Source organism: Bifidobacterium sp. WK041_4_12 (genome assembly GCF_041080795.1).
In the GTDB taxonomy this organism is placed as follows: Bacteria; Actinomycetota; Actinomycetes; order Actinomycetales; family Bifidobacteriaceae; genus Bombiscardovia; species Bombiscardovia aquikefiricola.
In genome coordinates, this window is the sequence record NZ_CP129674.1 from 1,690,007 (window position 1) to 1,716,998 (window position 26,992).

The following is a 26,992-nucleotide window of genomic DNA, read 5'->3' on the forward strand; positions in this document are numbered from 1 at the left end:
TTCTGTTTGATTTCGATTCTTGCACGCGTTCATCATACCGTGTTTATCGAAAAGCACGTGAATTAATGTCAGCCAGCATCTGTTGCCATGTAGATACAACTGAATTGATTGAGAAGTCTTTGCTGCGCCGTAATGACAACGACGAGTATCTCTGTCTCTTCTCAAAACTCTGGATTAATGAATTGAGTTCCGAGGCAAACGAAGCAACGTTCCCATAGTCTGCAAGCAGACTGAAATGTCCATTATCCGTGGCTTCTCTCATTGCCGGAATGTCAAAAGCCACAATAGGTAATCCGCAACTCATTGCTTCAACTGCAACGAGGCTGAAGCCCTCCCAGCGACTGGGCATTACAAGAATGCTTGAAGATAGGTAATGATTCAAAAGATCGGTGCCATACAGCGGTCCTTTGAATTGGAGTTTGGCTAAAAGGTTCCGTTCCTTTGCCATAGCATTAATTTGTTCTTCATCCTGCCCTGATCCAGCCACAGAAATATACCAATCGTCCGGTATAAGCTCTGCGATTTGCAAGAGATAATCCAACCCCTTTTGCTGAATAACTAAGCGACCTGCAAATGCAATCTTTTTGCTGTTCAAATCAGCAACTTTGCCATCACTCTCGATTGTTGTTGGGTTGTGAATTAAATAACAATTCTTGTTAAAGGCTTTCCACTTTGAGAGTGTGTATCTTTCGAGGCAGATTATTCCATCCGCCTCCCGAGCTGCTGCACCGAGTTCCTTTTGTGAATCTGCAAAATATTTGTCCATATAAATGTCGAAATTATTGTGCATCCAAAGAAGTGTTCGAGTTCTGGGGTAAAGCTGTTTGATTCTAGCTGCCGCGGAGAAAAACCCTGGGTTAAGAATTATTACATCGAAAGAATGCTTTCTGAGAAATTGATATAACCTGTTTATACTCACATTGTTTATTGAAAGAAATGGGATTTTTCTTAATACATGACGTGAACCATCAAAAATAAAATTCTTAACATCACGGCGCGTTGTGTACGTATGACATGTCGAAGAATAAACTGCATCATTAGGTCTTGTTAGTAATAAACTAACGTCATACTCTGTTGAATTGAGTGCGCTGGCAATGGTTGAATTGACTCTCTGAATACCACCAAGATGCAAATCTTGTAGAACGAAAAGCACCCGCATCGGTTTATGGGCGTCTTCCACGTTCCGCTGTTGCTTTCCTGTATTGCTGCTCATATCCTGAACTTTCTTCGGCTCGGTAAACAAAATAACAATACCTCTGGATCATAGAGGCATTGTGCGATGTGGCTGGGATTCCTTCTCTGCGCTAGGGGTCAACCCTCTGTTTGGCGTTGCGTTGCTCTGCCCGCAGAGGCATGAGATGTGCGTTCGTTGTGGGCTTATCTCCCAACCTAGCATTATGCATTATGGTCATATTGTACGTTTTTAGGAATCGGCTGTTATCTCAGGGAAGGGAACAATATGGGATACCGGTATCTTTCCATTGAGGTTGACAGCAGACTTCCCGTAGATATGAGGATTTCATGTGACTCCGATTCATGGCTGAAAAAGTCCAGAGAACAGTACGCCAGAGAACAGCACTATGACCCAGGCGAATCAGTCAGGTACAGGGAACCTGACCTGCCAAAGATACGAGATATCCGCGGTGTGCTCAGTGATGAAACATACCATATCGACCTTAAGAACGAGTCCCCGTTCCCCAATGGAGGAACCATAACCTGCGTCTGCACGATTCCCATTCTGAAACCCGATGCACTGAACTTCACCTATGACGAAACCTCCGACGAGACATTCAATGCACGCTACTACGGCACACTGTACTTTCAGGAATTCAGACAAGTGACCTCGTGATGGTTCCGCTTTCTTTCCCCAGAACCTTGTCAATGCACTCAACCCGTCGCAATCACTAGCCATCACGCAAGATTGGAGCACTCTCATGGGATATCGATATTTCACCATTGTTGTTCACAGCGAATTTCCCGCTTCCGTCACGCTTGACTGGGAAGGCTCTCCCTTCACAAGACCGGCACGTGACTACGCAAGTCACATCAAGGTCGAGGACAACCCATTCATGAATAGAATGGTTGACTCCAGACGTCTCACCATCGATCTCAAGAAAGAAGGTCAACTCACTGGTACGGCGAGAGTCACCTGCACATGCCGTTTGATTCGCCCAGGAAATGCCACGGCATCCATCGAATTCGATTACGATGCATCATCGAACGACACGTTCAAATGCATTCTCAAGGATCACTGTAGCGGCATCAGCATTGAACAATTCTAGACGACTTGAGCTCCAGAGCGATTGAGAGCGAGTGCTCACAGCTTTCGACAGCAACGTTGGTGTTCATCAAATCCGATGGGTTTTCAAAGCGTCACGCGAACCGCCACTCAAGGTATCCCCCACGAAAATGCCACGCAGCAATCTGGCGTCAATCATTATCGATTATCTCGCTTCGCAGCAATTTCATTCCACTCGGTATGATTCTGATATTGCCCACCTTTGCCATGCCTCATGATTGGGATAGACTAATCACAGAATCAGGGGCTTCAATCATGAGCAGCCCGTGCTTGCATTGACTGGACTCCGCCAGCCGAGGAACATAGCGTCAAGAGTGTTGGAATATGAGTGTTGGAATATGAGTGTTGGAATATGAGTGTTGGAATATGAGTGTTGGAATAAAGGAACGATGAGCTGCATTTACAAGATTACTGAGGACATGTCGAGCTACACTGCCACGGAGAAAAAACTGGCAGACTACATTCTCCAACATCGCGAAGAGACCACGCTCAGCGCCACCAAGGAACTTGCAGCTCACGCAGGGGTGTCTCCCTCAGCCGTGGTCCGCTTCACCCAGCGCCTTGGATACAGCGGCTTCGTAGCGTTCAAGGTTGATCTTGCCAGTGACAGTGTCGATGAAATCGCCGATTTCGATGACATTCTCCTTGAAGAGGATTCCATCAGTGATGTCGTCAGAAAGTCAAAGGCGCTCAACACCAGACTTCAGGAAGAATCATATCGACTGCTGAACACCAACAGCCTGGCCAAAGCAGTTGAGGCCATGCAGCAGTGCCAGAATATATACCTCTACGGCATCAGCGCCTCTGGAATAGTCTGCATGGATTTGTGGGAAAAGCTTTCAAGAATCAATCGTCAAACCATCTATCATCAAGACTTTCATGATCAGCTTGCTGCCACCTCCCATATCGGTCCCAAAGATGTCGCATTGGCAGTCAGCTACAGTGGCAAGACGCACGAAGTGAACGCTGCCATGCGCTATGCGAAGGAGCAAGGCGCTGTAACCGTGGCAATCACGCAGTTCGAAAAGAGTCCATTGACGAGATTCTCTGACATTCTCTTACGCATACCGGCCACCGAACGAGAGATTCGATTGGGAGCCATCGCTTCCAGGAATGCATCGCTTATCGTCACTGACCTTATATATATGTGTCTGGCAAAGAATGACCTTGAAAAGACGAAGGAATATCTGGTCAAGACAAAGGAAGCGATTCAGCGTTTATATTGAGCCATGGAATTGAGCCAGAATCTAATCAGCTCCTAGACGATGGGATGACCACAATGAACATACGCATGATTGCCATGGATCTGGATGGCACGTTGCTCAGGAATGACCACAGCAGCGTATCGGAAGCATCGCTGCAGGCTATATCTGCCGCACACAGCAGCAACATCGTATGCGCCGTGGCGACTGGAAGAATCTTTTCAATCATTCCCGATCAGGTCCGTGCAATACCCGACATAGGCTGGTCGGTCACGTCCAATGGCGCGGTTCTGTACGACAACGCAATGCTCACAGATGGTACTTATGTCGACCCTCATGGGGCAGCTCGACTGTTGCACGGCATTCCCCAGAACACGTGGATAGAGATGTGGAGCTGTGGAAGGATCTATGTCGGGCGAAGGCAGTGGGAACAGATGGACGCTTACTCGCTGCGCCCGCTGCATGTTGAGGCATTGCAACGAATTGGAAAGGTCATCGACGATTTGCAGCAGCTCATCGATAACCAGATGCCCATCGAAAAGATCAACTTCCCTTCCATCGACAAGGCAACCCAGAACATGGTGATGAGCACCCTGCTCGACAACGAGTTCTATTCCTTCATACCCATGCACGAAGGTCTGGAAGTGATGGGCGCCACAGTGTCCAAGGAGCATGGCATTCAGCGACTCTGCTCGGTCCTGGGCATAGGGCTTGAAAATGTGCTGGCCATCGGAGACAGCGAGAATGATATCGAAATGCTGCAGGCTTGTGGCTTGGGCATCGCCATGGGAAACGCTTTGGATGAAGTCAAGGATGCAGCCGATGCCGTTACGCTGAGCAATGAAGAGAATGGTCTGGCACTGGCAATCGACCGATATGCGCTCACATAATAACAATGCAGGAATCCCAGTCATATAGTGACCGAGATTCCTGCATTGGGTTGCAGTCAGCACCAGGCAGTCAGCACATCATGCCTACTAGAGATTGTCCTTGAAGAAAGTCTCAAGTTCTTCAGCGGCCTTGTCTTCGTCCGCCCCGGAAATACTGACCTTCAACGGGTCACCCTTGGCAATGCCGAGAGACATGACTCCAAGAATGTGTTTTGCATTGGCGGTGTTTCCGTCATGATCCAAGGTGATGTCAGATTCAAACTGCTGCGCCATTTTCACGAGCTTTCCCGCTGGTCTGGCATGGATTCCCACAGGATCCGTGATAGTGTACGTAAATTCCTTGCTCATAGATGCTTCCCCCTTACTGTGCTTTGCCCGTTACAGAGAGAACCTTGGTCCCCACTTCAACATGCTGATTCGTGTAGGAGCCGAAGGAAGAAACAGCATCCATATTGGTGACGACAGTTATCACGGTGTCTTTCTTCCCAGCCTCGCGAATTTTTCCGAGATCCATCAAACCGAGCTGCTGGCCTGCCAGCACATGCTGTCCTACCTTGACATTGAAACTGAACGGTCCTCCCTCAAGTTCGACGGTATCGATGCCCAGATGAACCAGAATTTCAAGTCCAGAATCGCTGACCATCGTGAATGCGTGCTTGGTGTCGGAAATAGTGAAGATTTTCCCATCAACCGGAGCCACAACCGTCTGCATTTCAGGATTGATGGCGAAACCATCGCCAAGCAGCTTCTGCGAGAAGGTCTCATCATCGACTTCGCTGAGCTGAATCAGATGTCCTTCAACCGGCGCAACCATGTCGGTAGTAACTGCGATATGAGTGTCGGTCTGAGAGTTTAAACCAGCCATGGTGTGCTCCTGCTCGTATTCGAGCTCCTCCGGAGCGGCAGTATCCTGCGCGTTCGTACCTGCAGCAGCACCTTCGAGAATGGTACCGTCCTCTGCGGTTGCCACTGTCGCACTCTTCGGTGTGCCGAAGAAATAGGTGGCTAGGAATCCACCAAGATAGGCCGCAAGCAGACCGAAGACATATCCGAGCGCCTTGCCGAATCCTCCTGCAATCAGAGGAATGAGGGCGACACCGGAAGGACCGATGGAAGTTGCGCCGATTCCACCAATCGCGCCAACAACGGCACCGCCAATACCACCGCCGATGCATGCGGTGATGAACGGACGTCCAAGTGGCAGGGAAACACCATAGATCAGAGGTTCGCCAACGCCAAGAATACCGACTGGCAACGCGCCCTTGATCATGCGGGTCAGCTGCTTGTTCTTACGGCAGCGAATCCACAGGGCAATTGCCGCGCCCACCTGACCGGCACCTGCCATTGCGAGAATGGGAAGCAGCGGTGTCATGCCAAGGTCCTTGATCATCTCAAGATGGATTGGTGTAAGAATCTGATGCAGTCCAAGCATGACCATCGGTAGGAAGACCAGTCCGAGAACGAAGCCGGAGAATGCCCCGCCAACGTTCAAGACCCAGTTGATCGCGCCGACCAGAGAGTTTGAAACCCAGCCTGCGGCAGGCATCACCAGGAAGATCGTGAACAGTCCCATGACCAGAAGCGTCAGGAATGGAACGATGATGATATCGAGCGAATCCGGAATATGCTTATGGAACCACCGTTCGACATAGCTCATGATCCACACCGCAAACAGCACTCCGAGTACACCGCCGGAGCCTGCAACGAGATCCTTGCCGGTGAACACGTTCGGAAGGCTGAGTGGAGCGACGACGCCGGGCAGATAGATCAAGCCGGCGATGATGCCGCCCAATCCCTGCGTTGCGCCGAATTCCTTTGCTGCGTTGATGCCGATGTATACATTAAGGAAGGCAAACAGCCCCTGGTTGATGACTTTCATTGTCAGAATGAAGGTGCCCCAACCAGCTCCGATGGCCCCAACGGTCTGGAGGTTGCCAAGCACACCGGCGATACCTGAAATAAGACCTGCACCAACGAATGCCGGGATCAGTGGGATGAAAATCGAGCTGATGTGTTTCAGGGCTGCACGCCACCACGTTTGCTTCAACGCTGCCTTGTGCGCGGAGTGCACCTGCTCAGCCTTGGCCTCAACTTCCTCCTTTGCAGACTTATAGCCATTGCCCGAACTTGCCGTATGAGCCTTGACTCCCTGAGGGAATGGTGCACCCAGATCGACTCCTACCTCATCGACCATGCTCTGTGCAACCTTGCTGACGACTCCAGGCCCAAGAACAACCTGCAGCGTATCTTCCTGCACAACCCCCAATACGCCTGGAATTTTCTTAAGTCCGGCAACGTCAACCTTGTCTTCGTCACGAATCGTCATGCGAACGCGTGTCATGCAATTGATGAGCTTCTCGACATTCTGGGCTCCACCCACATTGTCATAGATGCTGTCACCTATTGTCTTGTATTTATCTTCCCCAGCCATTGCAATCCCTTTCACCCTTACTTCGTTGTGTTGTTATGAATCGTATGAACATGAAAAACACCTTCAACCCTGCCGTAGGCCGAGACCATGGCAGATTTGTTCTGTATCAGTCGTTGTTCTTGACCAATCTGGATATGAACCCACCTGCCTTCCTCAATTGAATCGAAGCGTCTTGCTTGGAAAGCCCCGTCAGAATCATGACGATGGCGAGTTTCACGTCATGCCCGGACGCAGCAAAATTGGTATCTGCAACCTCATCGTTGCAATGTGTCGCCTCTCGAATGATGCGTTTGGCTCGTTCGACGAGTTTTTCATTGGTCGGTTTTACATCAACCATCAGATTCTCATACACTTTGCCGATGCCGATCATCGCCCCTGTGGAAAGCATATTGAGCACAAGCTTCTGCGCAGTTCCTGCCTTGAGACGCGTTGAACCGGAAAGCACCTCGGGCCCGACAGGAACTTCGATGGCTATGCCCGCATGCTCGGATATCGCTGCATGCTCGTTGCATGCCAGGCTGACCGTCGCTGCTCCAAGCTGAGTTGCATAATCGAGTCCTCCGATAACATATGGCGTGCGCCCCGAAGCTGCTATGCCCACGACGGTGTCTGTGCTGTTCAACCCTCGTGCCTTCAAGTCATCGGCTCCAAGCTCCATGCTGTCTTCGGCACCTTCCACTGCAATGGTCATGGCCTTGATGCCGCCTGCAATCAGCCCTTGCACCATTTCTGCTTCGATGCCGAAGGTTGGCACGCATTCGGCGGCATCGAGCACACCGAGCCTGCCACTGGTTCCTGCTCCCATGTAGAACAGTCGACCACCTTGGTTGAAATGTTCGATGATGGTTGAAATCGCGGATTCTATTGCTGGCAAGGCGAGAGAGACACTGGTCGCGACGCTCTGATCCTCCTGGTTCATGACCGTAGCGAATTCATGAATGGACATTGAATCCAGTTTCATCGTCTTCGTGTTTCGTGCTTCCGTGGTCAAACTGGCAATATCCATAATTCATTCCCCCTGATTGAGTGTGATGCCTGTCCCGGCACCGATACATGGCAGCAATGATCGATCTGCGTCGATGACCCGACCCAAGACCTGCACCCTTGGATCAGGTGGCAAATCTCGTCGAGTAATCTGCAGTTCTCCTGCATAGCGGCCATAGTCTGTTGTGTCGAGCGTGAGGGTGCCTGTTGGACGAGCTTCGGCCTCGCCATCGTTGGGTTTGGTCGGCAGCACTTGCAGACGCCTGCTCTCCAAGAGACGGATGACATCGCGTGCCACGTCAGGTCGATTGTGCCAGACCCTTGCGGTAAGTGCGCTCGGCACTGAGTCCAATCGCAGCCCAATCGTGCCCGTTTCGGCATAGTGTGTGAAGGCGTTCAACGAGGAGTCGGTAATCGTGTTGTCGGCGATGTAGATGCGATCGGTCTGCAACCGCTCAAGGTCGAGAGCTGCTGCCAAGGGATTCCATTCACGGTGAATTTCCAGAGTGGGAAGATGCTGAAAGAGTGGACCGCGCAGTTCGCCATCACCGGACACGAATCCCATGGTCTTCAGCCCCAAACTGTGGAACCATTCGTTTTTTGCTCGATACCATTCACGGTCGAGACCGGTTTCAGGCCGGGGATAATAGTTATGCCATGCCTCAAGATGGTCAAAGTTGGCATCGTTCCTTCTGAGGATATCGATATCGTGCTGCGACATCGTACTTGCATTCAAAGCTACGGGCATCGCATGACTCAAGGTTGCTACCTCGGCAAGATCAATGCCATCATCGATGCGAAGCCCTGTGACCCCCGTGTCAAGTATCCGGGCAGGGTCTCTGAGTGTCCAGCCCATTCTGCGAAGGCCAGTATCGGAAACATCGGCAACCAGTTCAAGATCGCTCTGTGCACACCACCCCGCGAGCTGAGCCAGCCGCGACTGAAGAAGCTTCGGATTGTCTTCGGGTATGTGCAGCGAGGTGAATACGCCGGTGAAACCGGCATTCGCCATGCGAACGATATATTCGCGCGTTGCATCGCCTATCGGATTGCTTACATATATCGAAAATCCCCGCATATCAACTCCTTCATTGGAGCGAAATAGTAACATAAGAAAATTTTGTTTCAGTATATCGTTAATATACATGAAATATTGTTTCATGGCGATACGACACCTTCAGATGAGACTTCATATCTGTGTATCCTCTTTGTAGATTCAGGATCTTCGCCTACTTCTTTCATTCGGCTGCTTTATTCTCGTGTGCAAGGCTAAACATGTTTCCACCATGCAAGGCACCATGCATGGCACCGGCATGGCACCGGCGGTGGCTAACCAAAGATGTGAAGACCGGATTGAACAGAACGAATTGAAAGATTGAGGAGTGATAATAGATGACGAGGGCTTCGCATTCCTACCATGACGGCGATACCCAGGCCTTGCCGCTGGCAACAGGTGCGGCAGAACAAGCATCTGGCCGAATGAGCTACGCATCATCTGGCAATGGCAGCAATCAAGGCATGTGGGGCAGCAAGCAAGACCATCAGAAAAGCCCTCGGAAATCTCGCGAACGCAGGCGTGCAAGTCGCAGGCATACAAGTCATAGTTTCCTCAGTTTCCTGCTGTGGATCGCATCGGCATTCATCATCGCGGTTATGGTGATTCGCATCTTGCCTGCGAACATTGCCGACAGTGGGTTCATGCCGCTGATCGTATCCTTCGTGCCATGGCTTGGAATCGCTTCCGCTCTTATTCTGATTCTGGCACTTGTCTGGCGGCGCAAAGTCCTGGCTCTGGTGAGCGTAGCGTGCATTCTCGTACAGATTTTTTGGCATATCGGCTACATCAAGCCGACCACGACGATCTCCCAAGCCGCAAAAACCGCAGTTACGAGCGCCACCGTCAACACAAGCGACAAGTATGCGCGAATCATGACTTTCAACACGCACACTGGAACGGCTGATGTCAATGAAATCGTGCAGACCGTGAAAGACCAGCATGTCGAGGTGCTTGCTCTGCAAGAGATGACGCAGGGATTCATTCAGCGGCTCGAAGCAGCCGGAATCTCCAAGGTTCTCCCTTATTCGGTGATTGCAAGCACCAAGCATGGTGACAATGGCGGCGTCAACGGCTTGTGGACGGCAGCTGCGCAGAGCAATGTGAACTCGAATCTGATCCCGACCGACGCATCGAGCATTCCTGCCGCATCGATAACGCTGGGGACGACAACCGTCCGCTTTGGATCCGTTCACCCCAACTCTCCCACTCGCGGGCAGCAGAGCGTGTGGAGTGCGGGCCTCGACACCATCAGTTCTCTGAAGAACTATGACCATACATACGTGCTTATGGGTGATTTCAACTCGACCTGGGATCATCCGAGTTTCCGTTCGTTGCTGGGCTCGAAGTTCGTGGACTCGTCAGAGCAGGCAGGCGAAGGATTCCATATGACATATCCCGCGAACTCGAAGATTCCGCCGCTGATTGAGATCGACCATATCGTTCATACCAGCGGAGTTTCTGTCGGCGATTTGGAAACCGTCCAGATCGCTGACAGCGACCACCGCGCGCTGCTCGCCACAATCGAAGCCTAGAACACATTGTTTAGGACACAGCCTATAGAATCCAGTGTCTAGAGCACCAGGCGGTATCCCATCCCCGTCTCCGTGAGAAGATGGGTGGGTTCAGACGGATTCTCCTCGATTTTTTTCCTGAGCTGCGACATGTACAGACGCAGATACCCGCTGTCGCTGATATGTTCGCTCCCCCAAATGTGGGTCAGCATGTCCTGTCTGGTGACCAGTTTGCCACGGTTGCGCACCAGAATGTCAAGCATCTTCCATTCGGTTGGGGTGAGTTTGATGTCGATTTCCCTGCCCTGATGTGCCTTGTAGATGCTATGCGCGCCAAGATCCACCGTCACGTCTCCAATGCGGACAAGGGGTTCTTCGTTCTCACCGACACTGCTGTCTATGCGACGCCCCAAGGCACGGATGCGGGCGAGCAACTCCTCTATGGAAACCGGTTTGATGACATAGTCATCGGCGCCCGCATCAAGGGCTTCGACCTTCTCCCGCTCGCTTGCACGACCGGAAACCACCAAAATGGGAGCTGTAGTCCATCCACGAACCGCTTGGATAACTCTCATGCCGTCCATTCTGGGCATGCCCAAATCAAGAATCAGCATGTCCGGTGAGCTTTGCGCTGCGACGCGGATGCATTCTATGCCGTCGCGCGCGGACACGATGTCGTATCCCTGCGAGCGCAGAGTGATATGCAATGCCTTGAGGAATTGCGGATCATCGTCCGCTATCAATATTCTCATTATCCTTGGCACCTCCACTCATTTCTGCTAGGCTGCCCAGACCTTCTTCGCTTTCATGACTCTCATAGTCATCGTGATCGTGTTCACCATCATGTGATTCGAAGTATCTCCAGTCCGTCAAGGGAAATCCTATGCCAGGTTGCGATCCCTTGGCGCTTTTCGCCTTGGAAGAATGCGGCAGTGGTTGCCCGGCGCGCGCATCTTTGGGAGCATCATGCAGGGAGATCACCATGGTCAGCCCTCCCCCTGGCGTATCTTCGGCGCTTAAGACGCCGTCCATGCTCTCCACAAAGCCCTTGGCCAGAGCCAATCCCAAGCCGAGGCCGGTCGTATTATCCTTGTCTCCCAACCGTTGGAAGGGCACGAACATCGTGTTCTTCTTGTCTTCGGAGACACCGGGTCCATAATCTACAATCCGGATTTCCACTCTGTCTCTGAAGTGGCTGACGGAGATCACGATTCGCTTGTCTGGAGGGTTGAACCGTTTGGCATTCAGCAGCAGATTCGACAAGGCTCGACGCAGCAATGGCGGGTCGGCGCACACCAATGGCACACGATCCATATCCAACGAAATTTCACGCGGACCCATGTTGAGCTCGTCAAGCGAGGTCACGATGATGGATTCCGTGTCGGTTGCCTCAAGCGAAATGGGCAGGGCATCCTCGCGCAGTCGGCTGACATCCAGCAGGTCGGTGATGAGTTTCGCCAACTCCTGTAAGCCTGCCGAAGCGAGATGCAGCAATTCGTCACTTTCCTTCCGGTCGAGATTTCCATGAGTTTCGATCAGGCCGCTTACGGCGGCGGTTGCCGATGCCAACGGTCTGCGCAGATCGTGGCTCAAAGCGGTAAGCAGAGCGCTTCGAATCTTATCCGCCTCCGTCAGCGGCTCCACCTCGCTGGCCTTGCGTTCAAGGTCCTCCTGCTGCAGAACGGTGTCAATCTGCGTGAGCACGGTATTGAACAGCCGCTGATCCTTGGCATCAAGATCGCGGCCATACAGCATCAACTGTGCATCGCCATGATTGAGTTCGTACACCTTCGGATCCGTCTGCCAGTCATCCTCTACATCGGCAGGCTCATCGTCTACAGACTTGTCCTGCGGATCGTTCTGTGACATCTGGCTGGAAATGTCAGGCTCCTGCTTGCGTGAGAGTATGACGAGTCTCAGGCCGAAAGCCTCGCGCAAACGGTCAAGGAGTGCTTGCAGGGGATCGCGGCTTCTGAGCACACTCCCGGAGATTACCGACAGCAGTTCGGATTCCGCCCGTGATCTGGCCGCAGCATGGCTTCGGCGTTCGGCCTGATCGACCACTAGGCTCACCGTCAGAGCGATTATCACGTAGAGCAGCAGCGAGGTAAAGCCGAAGCGTTGATAGATGTTGAAAGTCTGCATCGGGTTGAGGAAGAAATAGTCGATTATCAGCCCTGAGGTGAGCGCAGCCACAATGGCTGGCACCATGCCTCCTATCGTGGCGGCGAGCACCACCAGAAGCTGGTAGGCAAGAATGTCACGCGGCAGACTTTCGGTGTTCCGTCCGGGCAGCAGGAGCAGGGTGAGCAACGGCAGGGTAACCGCGCAGAACACCAGTCCCATGATTTTCCGCTTCGGCGGCAGCGAGGACCTGACCTTGGGCAGAGCAAAGGTGAAGCTTTTGGCGATGTTGCCATGAGGAACAAGATGCACGTCAATGCTTCCTGAACGACTCAGAATGTTCTTCGAGACAGAGGGCCTGCCCAGCGATCTGCGAAGGGATCCTCTGCTGGACACGCCTATCACGATCTGAGTGGCATTCACCGCTTCGGCGAACTCGATCAGCGATTCGACGATATCCTCACCAACCACCTGATGGAACGAACCTCCCAGCTTTTCCACGAGAGAACGCTGCTCCGCCAAGGATTTGACCTTGCCTGAACGAAGACCGTCTGGGCTGGTCACATGAACCGCAATCAGTTGCCCTCCACCAGACCTGGCTGCCACACGCGCCCCGCGTCTGAGCAAGGTTTCGCCTTCATCGCCGCCAGAAAGCGCCACGACCACACGCTCCCTGGTTTCCCATTGGGAATGGATGCCCTGTTCTTCACGGTACTTCTTCAACGCTTCATCGACGTTGCCCGCCAACCACAGCAGGGTGAGCTCTCGCAACGCGGTGAGGTTTCCGACTCTGAAATAATTCGACAGCGCGGCATCCACCCGGTCTGGAGCATAGATCAGACCTTCGGAAAGTCGTTCACGCAGCATCTGTGGAGGCAGATCGACGACCTCGACCTGATCTGCCGAGCGTAGAAAAATGTCTGGAACTGTCTCTTGCTGAACGCTTCCGGTTATCGCACGAACCACGTCATTCAAAGATTCGATATGCTGCACGTTGATGGTGGTGATGACATCGATGCCGGCCTCAAGGATGTTCTGCACATCCTGCCACCGTTTCTCGAACAGTGACGATGGCGGATTCGAATGGGCCAGCTCGTCCACCAGCGCCACCTTGGGGTGACGCTGAAGGATGGCGAACACATCCATTTCCGTCAATGTCATGTTCCGATAGGTGCAGGTTCGTCTGGCAATGACTTCCAGCCCTTGAGCCTGCCTGGCAGTGGCTTCGCGTCCGTGGGTTTCTAGAAAGGCTACGACGACGTCAACGCCGCTTTCTTTCAGGCGCTGGCCTTCACGCAGCATGTCGTAAGTCTTACCAACGCCAGGTGCCGCACCTATCAGCACCTTCAGCTTCCCTCGTACCGACGCCATCGCCAAGCCTCCTCCACAACGTGGCTTCCGTTACATCAGCCCTTCACCATGTGATCCAACGCAAGATTGAGTTCGACCACATTCACGGCTCTTTCACCGATGAAGCCCAACGCCCTGTTTGTGGTGTACTGCTTCACCAGTATAGTGACCGCGGCCTTGCTCATGCCACGTTCCTTTGCGACTCTGTTCACCTGTATGCTCGCGTATTCAGGACTGATCTGATAGTCCAGACCCGATGCCGAGGCGGTGACCGCGTCGGCAGGAACATCCTGCAGCGATACATGCTCGCGCTGGGCAACCGCCTGCTTGCGTTCACGAATCAGCTTCAGAAGTTCGGGGCTCGTAGGACCGAGATTGGACCCAGAAGAGGAAGCAGCGTTATATGGCATGGGGTCACCATTGGAATTCGTTGTCGCAGAGGGCCGAGACTGGAAATACTGCGGCAGGGCATGGCCTTTCGCATCGGTGAAGGATTGCCCGATATATTTCGAAGCGATGACCTTGCCGCTGCCGTTCTCGATCAGGGAACCGTTCGACTGGCTGGGGAATGCGAGTTGTCCGATCAGGGTGAGAGCGCCGGTGTAGACCAGCGCTATCACAGCCGTGAGCACCAGCATGGCCCGGAATCCTGCGAAAAGACTCCTCAACTGCAATGAGATTGTCGACTTCATGTTGTTTCCTTTCCGCTCAGAAGCCCGGAATCATGCGCACGAACACATCGATAAGCCAAATGCCGATGAAGGGTGCGATGATGCCACCAAGACCATAGATCTTCAGATTGCGCGACAGAATCTTCTCACTGTCTTCCGCCCGATACTTCACTCCCCTCAGAGCCAGTGGTATCAGTGCCACGATGATGATGGCGTTGAAGATGATCGCGGACAGCACAGCCGAAAGCGACGAATGCAGACCCATGATGTTCAGCACACCCAATCCTGGGAAATTGCTCATGAACATGGCCGGTATGATGGCAAAATATTTGGCAAGATCATTCGCAATCGAGAATGTCGTCAACGCTCCTCGCGTAATCAGCAATTGCTTGCCGATGCGCACGATATCAATGAGCTTGGTTGGGTCGGAATCCAGATCAACCATGTTTCCCGCCTCTTTGGCGGCGGAAGTTCCAGAATTCATGGCCACGCCCACATCCGATTGGGCAAGCGCCGGGGCATCATTGGTGCCGTCTCCGGTCATTGCCACAAGCTTTCCCTTGGCCTGTTCCGCCGCAATGTAAGCGAGCTTGTCCTCCGGCTTGGCTTCGGCAATGAAATCATCGACGCCAGCTTCCTTGGCTATGGCCTTGGCAGTCAGCGGATTGTCACCCGTGACCATAACGGTGCGAATGCCCATCTTGCGCAGATCTGCAAAGCGTTCCTTCAAGCCGTTTTTGACGATGTCCTTCAGTTGAATGACGCCAAGGGCGACGATTGCTCCATCGGTGGTTCTTTCGGCAACTACGAGTGGCGTGCCACCTTCGGAGGAAATGGCTCGCACCCTGTCCTGAAGGGCATCGTGCGCCTCCTGTGCGATTCCTCCGCCTTCCTGTGCAATCCATGCCTCCACAGCTGAGGCGGCACCCTTGCGTATCTTCCTGCCGTCAGGAAGATCAAGACCTGACATTCTCGTTTCTGCAGTAAATGGCACCGGCGTCGCATCCGGCAGGGTACTGAGCGAAATGTCCTCTTTCGCCGCGAGTGCGACTATGGACTTCCCTTCGGCGGTGGAATCGCTCAGGGAGCTCAAGGCTGCGGCCTTCACCATCTCAGTATGGTCAACACCAGGCAAAGCGTGGAAATCAGAGGCCTGACGGTTGCCATAGGTGATGGTTCCCGTCTTGTCGAGCAGCAGGGTCGTCACGTCACCTGCCGCCTCGATGGCACGTCCGGAGGTGACGAGCACATTATGCTGCACCATCCGGTCCATTCCTGCTATGCCTATTGCCGAGAGGAGTGCTCCGATGGTCGTTGGTATCAGGCACACCAGCAAGGCGATCAGCACGGTGAGCGTCACCTGGGCATGCTGCAGCGAAGCCATAGGATTGAGGCAGAGCACGACCACCAGGAAGATGATGGTCAGCGAGCTCAGCAACACATTGAGTGCTATCTCATTGGGCGTTTTCTGACGGTTTGCACCTTCGACCAAGGCGATCATCTTTTCAATGAAACTTTCGCCAGGTTTCTGCGTGATGCGTACGATAATGCGGTCGGAAAGTACGGTAGTACCACCTGTTACAGCGCTGCGGTCACCTCCTGATTCGCGTATCACGGGTGCCGATTCGCCCGTTATGGCCGACTCATCGACCGATGCGATGCCTGAAACGATCTCGCCATCACCCGGTATCGTCTCACCTTCTTCCACAACCACCACGTCACCCTGCTGCAGTTCGGATGATTCCATGTCGATGGCAGGGGTGATCTTCACGTCCGGGTCACTCTCGGGCTTGTATCCATGAACACGATGGGCGGGAGTTGCCGTCCGAGTGTTGCGCAGGGCGGCTGCCTGAGCCTTGCCACGGCCTTCCGCGACGGCTTCCGCCAGATTCGCGAACAACACCGTTGCCCACAGCCATGCGGCTATGATCCATGTGAACGAGATGGGGATGCTGCTGCCGCCACGCAGCGAGGCATCATTCGGGAATAGACTTTGGAACACTCCGAGCACCGTAAGCAGCAGAGCGCCAACCCAGACAACGAACATAACCGGGTTATGCCACTCATAGCGCGGATCGAACTTGCGGAGTGCATCAGGTACAGATTTCAGCAGAAGTTTCGACAAGCCTTTGCCTTGCGCGTGATTGCCTTGCAACACGACTTTTTGTGAATCAGACATGTTACGCTACCAGTCCCTCTGCCAACGGTCCCAACGCAAGAGTCGGGAAGAACGTCAGCGCAGAAATAATGATGATGACAAAAACAAGAAGAAACACGAACAGGCTCCTATGCGTCTTCAAGGTGCCGGATGTCGTCGGAACCTTGTCCTGCTGGGCAAGCGATCCTGCGAGCGCCAGCACCAGCACGATGGGAACGAATCGTCCCAGCAGCATCGCCACGGCGAGTGCCGTGTTCATCCACGGAGTGTTTGCCGTGAGACCGGCGAATGCCGAACCGTTGTTGTTGGCTGCCGAAGTGAAGGCGTAGACCAGTTCGGAAAAACCATGCGAGCCGGAGTTGAGCAACGAGGTGTGCTCCACAGAGTTGCGTGCGGCAGGAATGGCCAAGGATATGGCCGTGCCAGCCAGCACGATGATCGGTGTGACCAGAAAATACAGCGAGGCCAGCTTCATCTGTCGCGGACCGATTTTCTTGCCAAGATATTCGGGTGTACGCCCGACCAGCAGACCTGCGATGAATACCGTGACAATCGCCATGACCAGAATGCTGTAAAGGCCTCCCCCGACGCCACCTGGCGAAACCTCGCCGAACATCATGTTCAGCATGAGCATCATGCCGCCCAAGGCGGTGTACGAGTCATACATCGAGCTGGCAGCGCCGGTCGACGTGCCGGTGGCAGTGCCGCCGAACAGAGAGGACCACACGATGCCAAAGCGTGTTTCCTTGCCTTCCATCGCCGCACCCGCAAGCTGGGTTGTGGCATGAGGCGAGAAGGATTCGAAGCTCACCAGAAGTATGAAGGACACCACCCAGAGCACGAACATCGCAGCCACAAGCGCATAGCCCTGTCTGAGATCCCCGACCATGCGGCCAAAGGTTCTGGTCATGCACACCGGAATGGCGAGCATGGCGATGATCTCCAGAAGATTCGTCCATAGATTCGGGTTTTCGAAGGGGTGTGCGGAGTTCGCGTTGAAGAATCCGCCACCATTCGTGCCCAGCATCTTGATGATCTCCTGCGATGCTACGGGTCCGCCGGGGATGCTTTGGCTTCCTCCTGCGATGGTGGAAATGTTCACGAATCCGTTGAAGTTCTGGATCACGCCCAAAGCCATCAGCAGCACTGCGCCAACGAATGAGATGGGCAGCAGAATGCGCCAGAGGCACCGAGTCAAATCGACCCAGAAGTTGCCGATCTCTTTGCGCTTTCGCCACATGAAACCTCGGACAAGCGCAATCGCGACAACCATGCCCACGGCTGCGGATACGAAATTCTGAACGCATAGACCGGCAAGTTGCACCGTATAACCCATCGTTGCTTCAGGCGAATACGACTGCCAGTCAGTGTTGCTAACAAAGGATACGGCCGTGTTGAACGCGAGGAACGGCGATACCGAGCCCAGCCCCAACGACCAGGGCAGATACTGCTGCAGCCTCTGCATGGCGTACAGCAGTAGAAGCCCCGCCAGAGAGAAGGCGAGCACCCCGCGCAGATACGATCTCCAAGGTTGCTCCTTGTCGGGATCTATTCCGACAAGCCTGTAGAAGAACCGTTCCGGCGCAAGATTCTTCGGGGACGTAAACACCCAAGCCATATAGTCGCCAAAAGGCCTGTAGATTGCCGCAAGAATAACAACGACAAGAAGGACCGCGGCGAATGCATAGAGATATGTCATCGAAACCTTTCACATGCTCTTGATCTGATACTCAGAACTTCTCAGGTCTCAAAAGCGAGACGGTCATATACAGGACTCCAACGATGCCGATTGCGGCGGCAACCATATTGAACACGTCAATCACAGCGCATCCACCGCCTTGGCAAGCCCATCGAAGAGTGCGAACACAATCAACGCACCCACCACAAAGCACACATCCAACATTTCAGCCTCATTTCCTAGAAGCATTGCAAGGCCCGTAAGGTATGTGTCCATGCATTCCAATTCCGCCACATGAACGCTACGAGGCCCTGCTGCCACGCCGGCTTCATTCCCGCCGAACGTACGATTCATCATAGAAAGCGGCCGATGCGCCAGAATGCTTCTTAACGGAATACATGCGGATTCAAAGCGTTTACTAACGCTTTCCTAACGGTCTCTGGGCGAGATGACAACGATGTTGTCTCGCTTTCTCCCGAATCGTTACAGTAGGATGTTGATAGCTCTCAGGGCGGCAACCATGACATTCTGCGCGTTGACGGTTTGATAATCCCCATACCGAGACATAACGAAGTACGCGAGAACACGACGCGTAAATATATAAGGAACTCGAAGTGAAATTTGGAGAGGGCTGGTGGAAATGAATTACCAAGTGAACGTTACTCGCGACGAGGATGCATGGATGGTCGATATTCCACAGATTCAGCGAGTAACCCTGGCGCTCAATCTCAAAGAGGTTGATGTCATGGCACGCGATCTGATTCACATCATGACCGACGAAAATCTGGAAACCATCAGCCTTGATGTGCGCGTAGAATTGCCCGACGACGTTCGCAGAATCGTCACGGAAGCGAAACGCCAGCGCGAAATCGCAGAGCAATCAGCACGCCTGGCAACTGCCGAAAGCCGTGCAGCGGCGAAACGACTGCGAGACATGGGAATAACTCTGCGAGACATCGGCACAATGCTAGGAATTTCATACCAGCGAGCCGGGCAACTCATCAATAATCATTGATGCCAAACAACGCCCGGCATAACGCCTGATACAAGGCCAAACGCAACGAAGTCACCGAGCTTCCGTCGCATCGACGGTCATTCCATGCTCACTGAATGCTGATGTGATTAATCATTGAGGAGCGAGTACCAGAATAGCTGACCGACGCTTCTTTCACGACAGACTTTGGTGCTGCGAGAAGCCGAACCACCATGACTACGAATGAACTTCGACGGTATCTGGTGCTGCCATCTGACAATGAATTGTGCCCCGGATGCGAATCGAACGCACGACACCTTCTTTAGGAGAGAAGTGCTCTATCCCCTGAGCTACCGGGGCAACGATGTTCTATCCTACACGCATCCCACGGCCATGCGATGCCGCTTTGAGAAATGCATGATTGAAACGAACACACCGTAATGAATTCTGGCCTAAAAAAGGGAAAACCCGGTGACGGGAATCACCGGGTGAAGAAGAAAGAGAGAAGAAATTCAGTTATAGGATTTGGGGGAAATCCATCGCCTTGCGACGACAACTCTTATATAACCAGCCCTTGCTTTGAAGAAGGATATGTTTCTCTGAAAGTTTTCTGTGAATTATTCTTCGTCCCCACCCTTAGCCTTCTGGAACGGCACAGCGCTCAACGGCAATCCCCACCTCACTCCAGATGCAGGCGAATCGGGTTGGAAAGGTCACGGCTGTTGCCTGCGACCCAGACCAGAAAATCACCGGGATCGCTACGCATCGAATCATCGAGATGAACATAGCGCACATCCTTCTCATCAAGTTCAAACTCAATCTCTCGCGTTTCACCGGCTGCGAGCGCAACCCGTTGGAATCCCTTGAGCTGCTTGACCGGACGAACGACCTCACCAACGAGGTCACGGACATAGAGCTGCGCGATCTCGACACCATCGACCTCGGAATCGTTCGTAATGCTCACCCTTATGATGGCGGGATGTTCGGCGCTGAAGCCGTTGCCCGACACTGACACTACTGGCGACCCATAGGAGAAGTGGCTGTAGCTCAGACCGAATCCAAACGGGTATGCCGCATAATTGGAAACATCCAGATATTTCGACACGTACTTCTCGTTCGGTGCCTGTTCGTATGGTCTGCCAGTATTGTCCTCGTCGTAAAAGACCGGAATCTGGCCCACCGATTCAGGGAACGACATCGTGACTTTCCCTGACGGGTTCACCGCACCAAAAAGCACATCGGCAATTGCCGCTCCGCCTTCGGTCCCCGGATACCACGCTTCGAGAATCGCATCGGCGGCTTCGATACCGCTGAGATCAAGTGGTCTGCCGTTGAAAAGCACCACGACGATATGCGGATTCACCTTGTGCACGGCATCGAATAATGCAATCTGTCCTTTCGGAAGGTGAATGTTCGAGCGGCTCGCAGCCTCGCCACTCATGGTCGAAAGCTCTCCAAGGGCAAGAATCACCACATCGGCATGCTTGGCCAACTCAACCGATGCTGCAATCACCGATTCGGTGGGAACGAAATAGTCACACCGTTCCTCGGTTGTTTTCACATGCGATCTCATCGATTCGCCGTCTGCAGATGCAAACTTACGAAGCCCCTGCATCAGCGTCACCGCACGATCGGTTCTTCCTCGCCACGACCATGCTCCGAGAATGTCAGGAGATTGAGCTGCTGGCCCGAGCAATGCGATGCTTTGCGATGCCTTCAATGGCAGCGTTGCATCATTGTTGCGAAGCAGAACCAGCGATTCAGCAGTTATGCGCCTCGCTGTCGCACGATGGCTCGTGCTGAACACAATCTCTTTCTCGCGCGCCTCGTCAGCGCCACGGAACGGATGCTCGAAAAGTCCGAGCTCATTCTTCAAGCGAAGAATTCTCAACACAGACTCATCGATCAATCGCTCGTCAACAGCTCCCGATGTAACCAAGGCTTCAAGGGTGTGCATGTAGCACAGCGTCATCATCTCAATGTCCACGCCCGCATGAATCGACAGGCTCGCCGCCTGACTCTCATCCGCTGCAACACCATGGGATATCAGCTCCTTGACGGCTCCGAAATCCGAAATCAGCACACCATCGAACCCGAATTCGTCACGCAGAATGTCTTGCATCAGATGCCTGTTGCCTGTCGCCGGAATGCCTCCGACCGTGTTGAACGAGGTCATCACCAGTCGCGCGCCGGCTTCGATCGCCGCATGATACCCACGCAAGTACACATCGCGCAGACGCTGCTCTGACATATCCACCGTGTTGTAGTCACGTCCGCCCGTGACGGCACCATACGCGGCGAAATGCTTGACGCAGGCCGCAACCTTGTTGAAATGATCCTGCAATTCGCCGGGTTCGCCCTGATATCCTGTGACCATTGCCGATGCGAACTTGCCGTTAAGGAAGGGATCCTCTCCGGTTGATTCCATCACACGACCCCATCGAGGATCCCGGACCAGATCGACCATCGGCGAAAACACTGCCGAAAGACCGGACACCGAAGCTTCTTCGGCCGACACGCGAGCCATTTCCTCGAAAGCATCAGTATCCCACGAGCTTGCAAGACCAAGCGGAATCGGGAAGATGGTCTCATACCCGTGAATCACATCCCCCATGAACATGGTAGGAATGTGCAGACGGTTGCGTTCCATATACTGCCGCTGTATGCGCCGGCACTCCGAAGCTCCGACCACACCCAAAACGGTGCCGACATTCGTAATCTGCTCGTCATCCAAGCCCAGCTGACTCATCGGGCCCGTACGATCCTCGGCTTTATCTGAGTAGAAATCGCCGGTAATCTGCGTCAGTTGGCCGATCTTCTCCTCCAAGGTCATCTGCCGAAGCAGATCCTCGATATTCGACTGTTCCATGATTGCTCCCTGTAAGTCTGTTGCTATCAGCTTCCCTGCCGGGCTTCCTTCCCGCAGGGGATGTATGCGTTGCCTTGCTAGGCGATGGTGCACCGCTTCGAGCCAACACTGACCTCTATCTCATTCACAGCGGCACCATTCACCCCAATGCCATCTACCCCTGTGCCATTCACCCCAGTGTCATCTACCGCTGTGTCATCTACCGCTGTGCCATCTACCCCTTGAAGCTGTTCCGCGGTGACGACCAGACCTCCCTGGCGATATGGCAACTGCTGGTAGCTTCCTTCAATCTTGCTGCCATTGACACGGACCGTCACGGCAGAATCATCGTCAAGAACGTGATATCGAACCGTGCGCTCAGTGCCGAAAAGCTTCACCATAATCGAGGTGCCATCGTCTTCAAGCGCCAGCACAGGGTCGATGACCAGCTGATTCGCTTCGATCTGCAAGCCAAACACATGCTGCACGAGCTGACGCAGATAAATGCCCGGGCCGGATGAATAGACGCGCCAGCCACCACGAACCCCTACCGGATCCTGGGCATCTGCGCGCAGACGATCCCAATGATTCGCGGCTTCATACCTATCGGAAAAGTCAGCATCCGACGAGGCGAAGTAGCAGTTGCGCTGACGAAGCTCGCTTGAAGCCAACCTTGAGAATTGTCCGACAGGGCTGATGCGCAGCAGCTCGCTTACGAATGAATCCTTGCCCAAGGTTGCGAGCGCCTCTGCATAGCGAATATGGGCGTGCGTATACATCAGACCAATTTCGCGGCCCACGTTCGCCGCCTGCTCCGCTCTCTTGAAGTAGAGGGGAATGCCATCGGCAAAGCGGGCGGGCTTGTTCATCAGCCTCACGCCATCGGGATAGTGCAGATTCTCGTCGATCAGCTTCATATGACCGTGAGCCTGTTCCGGGGTGAGCAGCCCCGAAATGATAGAACGTGTCATCGGAATCAGCCGGTATTTCAAGCCAGTCCGAGTATCCGTTGGATGGATGATCGGCTGCGGACCCTGCTCGGTGAAGTTCACATATCCGGCAATCACATCATCGAGTATGAAGTCCTTGGGGAATGCCGCCTCGATTGTGGCAGCCTCGGCCACGAACTGCTGAGCCAGTTCCCGAAGCCCAGCCTTCTCCAACTGCGCTGCGAGCACCACGGATGCCTGATGCAGCAGTGCAATGGTCCAGCTTGAAGCCATGTTCTTCTTCATCGAAGCCTGGGCGGGCTGAAGCGTATCATCCCAATCGCCGTTGCCATACGAGAACAGCTTCGTGCCCGGCACGCGATGCTGCTCGATATACGAGAGAATTCGTTCCAGATGCCGGACTACACTCACCTTGCCCGCATCATCGAGGAATGGCTGGGTCTGGTTGAGAATGTCATAGTCAGCGCTGGCAACCAGGTATTCACCCAAAGCCATCAAAGGCCATACGGGAATGTCACCATGCGAATCCTTCTGATACATAGACGAGTAGGCATCGAACATGAACCACTGAGGCAAGGAGCCATCACTGTTCTGATGGGCGAAGACCTTCAGCAGGATTTCTCGCGCCGCAGCATAATGCCCAAACCCCAGCTCCATCTCCAAAGGACCCTGCAACACGTCTCTGGTACCCCATGCAGCTCCCGAATACTGCTCAAGTCCATGCGGTGACAGGAAGTGCACGAGCGCGTTCTGCACGAACCACGGGATAAGCATGTTGAATTCGGCAAGACGACCTTCGCCGTTCACATGAAGGTCATCGGCGAACGATGCAATGTTGGCGTTATGCTCCTGCAGCACTTTCGCAATGTCGAATGGCTTCACAATCAGAGCTTCGGCACAGTCGATGGCCTCCTGTGCGCCGCGCACGCTCGCCGCGACGGAGAGATGCAATTCTCGCTGATCCTCAATGGAGAAGGTGACGATGCCGCCATGTTGAGATGCCTGAGATAGCTGGGATGCCTGGGCCGCTGTGGATGACTGAGATGCCTCAGCGGTCATGAGCTTCGTATCGAGCTTCGCACCAACTTTCACACCATCCTTCGGATCGGTGAACAGCAGCGCATCCGACCCGCACTGCGCATTCTCGGAGAGAAACGCATAGCTCAATCCTGGATAATGCTTGAAAGCCTCGGAATCCCATGCCGGAGCAAATACCACACCGTGCTCTTCACGCCGCGCGTACCACTGCGCTGGTTCTTCGACATCGACGGTGAGAATGGCATCGATGGGAATGCTGGAAGTGAATCGAATGTCCAGAGCATTGCTGTCTGCCGAAGCGGTGGTCGTCACGTTGAAGATCACGTCACCGATGCGATACACCCAGCGCGAACCGCCCAGATGCATGATGAATGCGGAAGGCAGCTGCAGCACACGCCACTCCCCCTCAAATCTGACCAGTACACGGACACCTGCCGATCTGAGCAGATTCAGCGCATTGCGCTGCACCGACACCAGACGGTTCATGTTGGTGTTGCCCAGCACGATATGCGATGCGAAAACGCCTGGCGCATAGCTTGTGGAAGCGAGCACAGGATGTTCAGGATCGAAATCGCCGCCAGACAGCACAACCTGACCATGCGAGCGTGCCACCGCAAGTTCCTTGCTTTGGGACACGACATGCGTGCCATCGCCGGAGAAGAACGACAGCAGCCTTGCATTGCGCCCATATTCAGGCGAAACGATGCTGCCGGGAACCAGCGACCTGAGCTGATCATCGCTTAATGCATCAGCATTCAACCCTCTGGCCGTCGCCAGCAACGATGGAAGCTCGTCATTTGCCAGTTCATTCTGCTGCATTGGCTTGCTGGCAACGGAATTGTCGGCCGTACCAGTGCCCTGCACATAATCGGGGATTGACGAATTGACGAATTGCTTGCTCGCATCGGCCATCTCACCACGATAATCAGGGTTGAAAGCCACCAGCTGATTCCATTCGATGCCCTCCGCGCCGAGCTTACGGCCTGTCGACAGCAGACATATCATCGCGAACTCGTATTGATTAATATGACCGCCATGCCAGCTCTCGTCGCTTAAGGCGATGGGAGCCGATCCGAGACGTGCCTGATGCCCGAAGAAGTCAAAGCCGTCGGTAAGATATGCGGCCGTCCCCTCGCAGATGGTCGATATCAGAAGCGGCAGCTGCGGTGCGCTGCTCATCGTCTGCCTTGCCGACACGACGCATCCTGAACCCTGAAGCGTCTCCTCGTGGAAGGCCACGTATTGCGAGATATAGGGTTCGCTCGTCAAGGCCTGCTGCACGGGAGCCAACGCAATATCCTGAGCGGTGACCAGCTCCCATGTATCATCAGATTCCACGGTTTGGGAATCCACAGGCATGACCTTCACCTTCCATGCCCAGGAGCATCCACTGCCCGTAAAATCTTTCAAGGATTGCGGCTCATCTGCAACCGGACTGAGCGTCACTGCCCATCTGACTCCAAGACCCTCGCCACTCCATTGAGCGCACTGTTCGGAGCATTCGAAGTGCGGAGCGCTTGAGACATTCTCTCCGACATCCTCTCCGATATTCTCTCCACAGTGCGTCCCCGTGAGCGCAATCGAGCTGATGTCGCTGCCACGCTTTCGCCGCAGCCATATTCCCGACACTGCCGCATCATGGATGCCGGGCTGATATTGCGAAATCTGGATGTCATTCACACGAATCGAACGCAGATCACCGAAAGGATTGAATTCCATGTCCAGCTTCCCCTCATGGATGGCACGGTCATGGTCGACCGACTTTCCCCAGGAATTCCACTGTTGCGGATTATCCCACTGCTGCTGAGTATTGTGCTTTGGCTGAGCATTGTCTTGCTGCCAAACATTCTCATGCGTCTGCTTATTCGAATATGCCTGATCGCCTGGTACGTCGGGTGTGTGAGTCGTCATTGCCTCGTCCTTTCAAGTAATGTCTGTGACCAAAAATCATCGAGCAGCGTTGCCGTCAATCCCGGGTTCTCGCTCTGCGGGCCGTGCGCCGCATCGGGGACGATCTCGTAGCGAGCACCTATGATTCTCGCCATTCTGTGCTGCCACTCCTGCGGCCATGCCCAGTTGTCGTTTTCACCGTGAAAGATCAGAACCGGCAATCCCGTATCCTTTACTGCGAAGCTCGTGTCATGGATCTTCGCGAGTTCATCGATGGTCTGCAACAGCTCGTCTCGGCTCGTGCGTTTCGAACGCGTTCTCAAGAAGCGTTGCAACACGTCAAGCTCGGCATCAGGAACCGTCGCCTTCGAAGGATTGTTGAGCGTCCACAGATCGCTTTCGGGATTGTCAAGAAGAATCCGTCTATCCAGTTCGTGTCTGCCTGGCCACCCATGAGGCCCAGAAGACATCAGCGTCAGGCTTTCGAAGCGTTCTGGATGTGCTATGGCCGCTGCCTGCGCCACGAGTCCGCCGAAGCTGTGCCCCAGAAGATGCACCCGCACCACGCCAACAGCCGAGGAGATAATCTTCGCCATCGCGCACGCATCGGCCGCATCCTGTTCTCGCGTATAGCTTTGCTGTCCCTCTGGAGCGAAGGAATCAGCCTGACCACGCTGCGAATACGCCCAGACATCCCAGCCCAGCCGGGCAAGCAGCGGCAGAATGGGATAATAGTCCTCCTTCGAACCTGTGAACCCCGGAATAGCGAGGATACTGCCCTTGACGTTCTCGCCGACAAGCGGCGATGCATGCGCGACTGTCAGTTCTCCGGCAGGCGTGGTGACGCCGAGTATCTCGACCGATGGCGGAACGGGCAATCCCCCGAACGCCGGAACCGGACGTATGCGTGAATCTTGGATCGTATGTGCGGTTAACAT

General features: G+C 53.8%; 20 protein-coding genes and 1 tRNA gene. 6 read left to right on the forward strand and 15 right to left on the reverse strand.

The features are described 5' to 3' along the window. Positions 1-43: 43 nt before the first annotated feature. On the reverse strand, positions 44-1,213 hold the full coding sequence (locus tag QN215_RS07200) for a glycosyltransferase (RefSeq protein ID WP_369343647.1): 1,170 nt from the start codon (positions 1,211-1,213) through the stop codon (positions 44-46). 246 nt (positions 1,214-1,459) lie between these two features. Between QN215_RS07200 and QN215_RS07205 the strand changes: the two genes are divergently transcribed. The 4 genes from QN215_RS07205 (at position 1,460) to QN215_RS07220 (ending at position 4,391) form a co-directional block, all read left to right on the forward strand. Next, positions 1,460-1,849 carry a hypothetical protein gene (locus QN215_RS07205; RefSeq protein ID WP_369343648.1) on the forward strand — a complete coding sequence of 130 codons (390 nt, stop codon included), beginning with the start codon at positions 1,460-1,462 and terminating at the stop codon, positions 1,847-1,849. An 85-nt stretch (positions 1,850-1,934) separates the two neighbouring features. Next, positions 1,935-2,282 carry a hypothetical protein gene (locus QN215_RS07210; protein ID WP_369343649.1) on the forward strand — a complete coding sequence of 116 codons (348 nt, stop codon included), beginning with the start codon at positions 1,935-1,937 and terminating at the stop codon, positions 2,280-2,282. Between the two features lie 406 nt (positions 2,283-2,688). Next, positions 2,689-3,525, forward strand: coding sequence for a MurR/RpiR family transcriptional regulator (locus QN215_RS07215; protein WP_369343650.1), 837 nt, complete (start codon positions 2,689-2,691; stop codon positions 3,523-3,525). Positions 3,526-3,578: 53 nt separating this feature from the next. Beyond that, positions 3,579-4,391: an HAD family hydrolase gene (locus QN215_RS07220; RefSeq protein ID WP_369343651.1), complete on the forward strand. Its 813-nt coding sequence runs from the start codon at positions 3,579-3,581 to the stop codon at positions 4,389-4,391. A gap of 87 nt (positions 4,392-4,478) precedes the next feature. On the opposite strand, the gene QN215_RS07225 is transcribed toward QN215_RS07220, so the two are convergent. From QN215_RS07225 to QN215_RS07240, 4 genes are all read right to left on the reverse strand, one after another. After that, positions 4,479-4,739 carry an HPr family phosphocarrier protein gene (locus QN215_RS07225; protein WP_369343652.1) on the reverse strand — a complete coding sequence of 87 codons (261 nt, stop codon included), beginning with the start codon at positions 4,737-4,739 and terminating at the stop codon, positions 4,479-4,481. 13 nt (positions 4,740-4,752) lie between these two features. Next, the gene (locus QN215_RS07230; protein WP_369343653.1) at positions 4,753-6,822 is read right to left on the reverse strand and encodes a glucose PTS transporter subunit IIA; all 2,070 of its coding nucleotides are present in this window, start codon (positions 6,820-6,822) and stop codon (positions 4,753-4,755) included. A gap of 106 nt (positions 6,823-6,928) precedes the next feature. Beyond that, on the reverse strand, positions 6,929-7,828 hold the full coding sequence (murQ, locus tag QN215_RS07235; RefSeq protein ID WP_369343654.1) for an N-acetylmuramic acid 6-phosphate etherase: 900 nt from the start codon (positions 7,826-7,828) through the stop codon (positions 6,929-6,931). Positions 7,829-7,831: 3 nt separating this feature from the next. After that, complete coding sequence (locus QN215_RS07240; RefSeq protein WP_369343655.1) at positions 7,832-8,884, reverse strand: MupG family TIM beta-alpha barrel fold protein; 1,053 nt, start codon at positions 8,882-8,884, stop codon at positions 7,832-7,834. 314 nt (positions 8,885-9,198) lie between these two features. Between QN215_RS07240 and QN215_RS07245 the strand changes: the two genes are divergently transcribed. Continuing rightward, entirely contained in the window at positions 9,199-10,395 is a 1,197-nt protein-coding gene (locus QN215_RS07245; RefSeq protein WP_369343656.1) for an endonuclease/exonuclease/phosphatase family protein, read from the forward strand. A 38-nt stretch (positions 10,396-10,433) separates the two neighbouring features. Here the strand turns inward: QN215_RS07245 and QN215_RS07250 are convergent, their stop codons facing one another. From QN215_RS07250 to QN215_RS07275, 6 genes are all read right to left on the reverse strand, one after another. Then, complete coding sequence (locus QN215_RS07250) at positions 10,434-11,126, reverse strand: response regulator (RefSeq protein ID WP_369343657.1); 693 nt, start codon at positions 11,124-11,126, stop codon at positions 10,434-10,436. Further along, on the reverse strand, positions 11,101-13,869 hold the full coding sequence (locus tag QN215_RS07255) for an ATP-binding protein (protein WP_369343658.1): 2,769 nt from the start codon (positions 13,867-13,869) through the stop codon (positions 11,101-11,103). The genes QN215_RS07250 and QN215_RS07255 overlap by 26 nt, the downstream gene beginning before the upstream one ends. Before the next feature lie 35 nt (positions 13,870-13,904). Continuing rightward, positions 13,905-14,540: a potassium-transporting ATPase subunit KdpC gene (gene kdpC, locus QN215_RS07260; RefSeq protein ID WP_369343659.1), complete on the reverse strand. Its 636-nt coding sequence runs from the start codon at positions 14,538-14,540 to the stop codon at positions 13,905-13,907. Positions 14,541-14,556: 16 nt separating this feature from the next. Then, positions 14,557-16,698 (reverse strand): potassium-transporting ATPase subunit KdpB, encoded by a 2,142-nt coding sequence (gene kdpB, locus QN215_RS07265; RefSeq protein ID WP_369343660.1) that lies wholly within the window; start codon positions 16,696-16,698, stop codon positions 14,557-14,559. Position 16,699: 1 nt separating this feature from the next. Next, positions 16,700-18,376 carry a potassium-transporting ATPase subunit KdpA gene (kdpA, locus tag QN215_RS07270; RefSeq protein WP_369343661.1) on the reverse strand — a complete coding sequence of 559 codons (1,677 nt, stop codon included), beginning with the start codon at positions 18,374-18,376 and terminating at the stop codon, positions 16,700-16,702. Positions 18,377-18,496: 120 nt separating this feature from the next. Beyond that, positions 18,497-18,631 (reverse strand): hypothetical protein, encoded by a 135-nt coding sequence (locus QN215_RS07275; RefSeq protein ID WP_369343662.1) that lies wholly within the window; start codon positions 18,629-18,631, stop codon positions 18,497-18,499. Positions 18,632-18,995: 364 nt separating this feature from the next. Between QN215_RS07275 and QN215_RS07280 the strand changes: the two genes are divergently transcribed. Next, positions 18,996-19,370, forward strand: coding sequence for a hypothetical protein (locus QN215_RS07280; RefSeq protein ID WP_369343663.1), 375 nt, complete (start codon positions 18,996-18,998; stop codon positions 19,368-19,370). A 245-nt stretch (positions 19,371-19,615) separates the two neighbouring features. Here QN215_RS07280 and QN215_RS07285 read toward each other — a convergent pair. The 4 genes from QN215_RS07285 to QN215_RS07300 all read right to left on the reverse strand — a co-directional run bounded on the left by QN215_RS07285 (position 19,616) and on the right by QN215_RS07300 (position 26,992). Then, positions 19,616-19,688 (reverse strand) — tRNA-Arg (locus QN215_RS07285). Between the two features lie 319 nt (positions 19,689-20,007). Next, on the reverse strand, positions 20,008-22,197 hold the full coding sequence (gene bglX / locus QN215_RS07290) for a beta-glucosidase BglX (RefSeq protein ID WP_369343664.1): 2,190 nt from the start codon (positions 22,195-22,197) through the stop codon (positions 20,008-20,010). A gap of 77 nt (positions 22,198-22,274) precedes the next feature. Further along, complete coding sequence (locus QN215_RS07295; RefSeq protein ID WP_369343665.1) at positions 22,275-26,075, reverse strand: GH36-type glycosyl hydrolase domain-containing protein; 3,801 nt, start codon at positions 26,073-26,075, stop codon at positions 22,275-22,277. Further along, positions 26,072-26,992 carry an alpha/beta fold hydrolase gene (locus QN215_RS07300; protein WP_369343666.1) on the reverse strand — a complete coding sequence of 307 codons (921 nt, stop codon included), beginning with the start codon at positions 26,990-26,992 and terminating at the stop codon, positions 26,072-26,074. Before QN215_RS07300 ends, QN215_RS07295 begins: the two co-directional genes overlap by 4 nt.

What these genes read in the sequence shown, in the direction of transcription:
- QN215_RS07295 (WP_369343665.1), bottom strand. Translation starts at nt 26,075, where the DNA reads ATGACGACTCACACACCCGACGTACCAGGCGATCAGGCATATTCGAAT.
- QN215_RS07225 (WP_369343652.1), bottom strand. Translation starts at nt 4,739, where the DNA reads ATGAGCAAGGAATTTACGTACACTATCACGGATCCTGTGGGAATCCAT.
- QN215_RS07280 (WP_369343663.1), top strand. Translation starts at nt 18,996, where the DNA reads ATGAATTACCAAGTGAACGTTACTCGCGACGAGGATGCATGGATGGTC.
- QN215_RS07220 (WP_369343651.1), top strand. Translation starts at nt 3,579, where the DNA reads ATGAACATACGCATGATTGCCATGGATCTGGATGGCACGTTGCTCAGG.
- QN215_RS07205 (WP_369343648.1), top strand. Translation starts at nt 1,460, where the DNA reads ATGGGATACCGGTATCTTTCCATTGAGGTTGACAGCAGACTTCCCGTA.
- QN215_RS07245 (WP_369343656.1), top strand. Translation starts at nt 9,199, where the DNA reads ATGACGAGGGCTTCGCATTCCTACCATGACGGCGATACCCAGGCCTTG.
- QN215_RS07275 (WP_369343662.1), bottom strand. Translation starts at nt 18,631, where the DNA reads ATGGACACATACCTTACGGGCCTTGCAATGCTTCTAGGAAATGAGGCT.
- QN215_RS07210 (WP_369343649.1), top strand. Translation starts at nt 1,935, where the DNA reads ATGGGATATCGATATTTCACCATTGTTGTTCACAGCGAATTTCCCGCT.
- QN215_RS07300 (WP_369343666.1), bottom strand. Translation starts at nt 26,992, where the DNA reads ATGTTAACCGCACATACGATCCAAGATTCACGCATACGTCCGGTTCCG.
- QN215_RS07215 (WP_369343650.1), top strand. Translation starts at nt 2,689, where the DNA reads ATGAGCTGCATTTACAAGATTACTGAGGACATGTCGAGCTACACTGCC.
- bglX (WP_369343664.1), bottom strand. Translation starts at nt 22,197, where the DNA reads ATGGAACAGTCGAATATCGAGGATCTGCTTCGGCAGATGACCTTGGAG.
- QN215_RS07250 (WP_369343657.1), bottom strand. Translation starts at nt 11,126, where the DNA reads ATGAGAATATTGATAGCGGACGATGATCCGCAATTCCTCAAGGCATTG.
- QN215_RS07255 (WP_369343658.1), bottom strand. Translation starts at nt 13,869, where the DNA reads ATGGCGTCGGTACGAGGGAAGCTGAAGGTGCTGATAGGTGCGGCACCT.
- kdpB (WP_369343660.1), bottom strand. Translation starts at nt 16,698, where the DNA reads ATGTCTGATTCACAAAAAGTCGTGTTGCAAGGCAATCACGCGCAAGGC.
- kdpA (WP_369343661.1), bottom strand. Translation starts at nt 18,376, where the DNA reads ATGACATATCTCTATGCATTCGCCGCGGTCCTTCTTGTCGTTGTTATT.
- murQ (WP_369343654.1), bottom strand. Translation starts at nt 7,828, where the DNA reads ATGGATATTGCCAGTTTGACCACGGAAGCACGAAACACGAAGACGATG.
- QN215_RS07240 (WP_369343655.1), bottom strand. Translation starts at nt 8,884, where the DNA reads ATGCGGGGATTTTCGATATATGTAAGCAATCCGATAGGCGATGCAACG.
- QN215_RS07230 (WP_369343653.1), bottom strand. Translation starts at nt 6,822, where the DNA reads ATGGCTGGGGAAGATAAATACAAGACAATAGGTGACAGCATCTATGAC.
- kdpC (WP_369343659.1), bottom strand. Translation starts at nt 14,540, where the DNA reads ATGAAGTCGACAATCTCATTGCAGTTGAGGAGTCTTTTCGCAGGATTC.
- QN215_RS07200 (WP_369343647.1), bottom strand. Translation starts at nt 1,213, where the DNA reads ATGAGCAGCAATACAGGAAAGCAACAGCGGAACGTGGAAGACGCCCAT.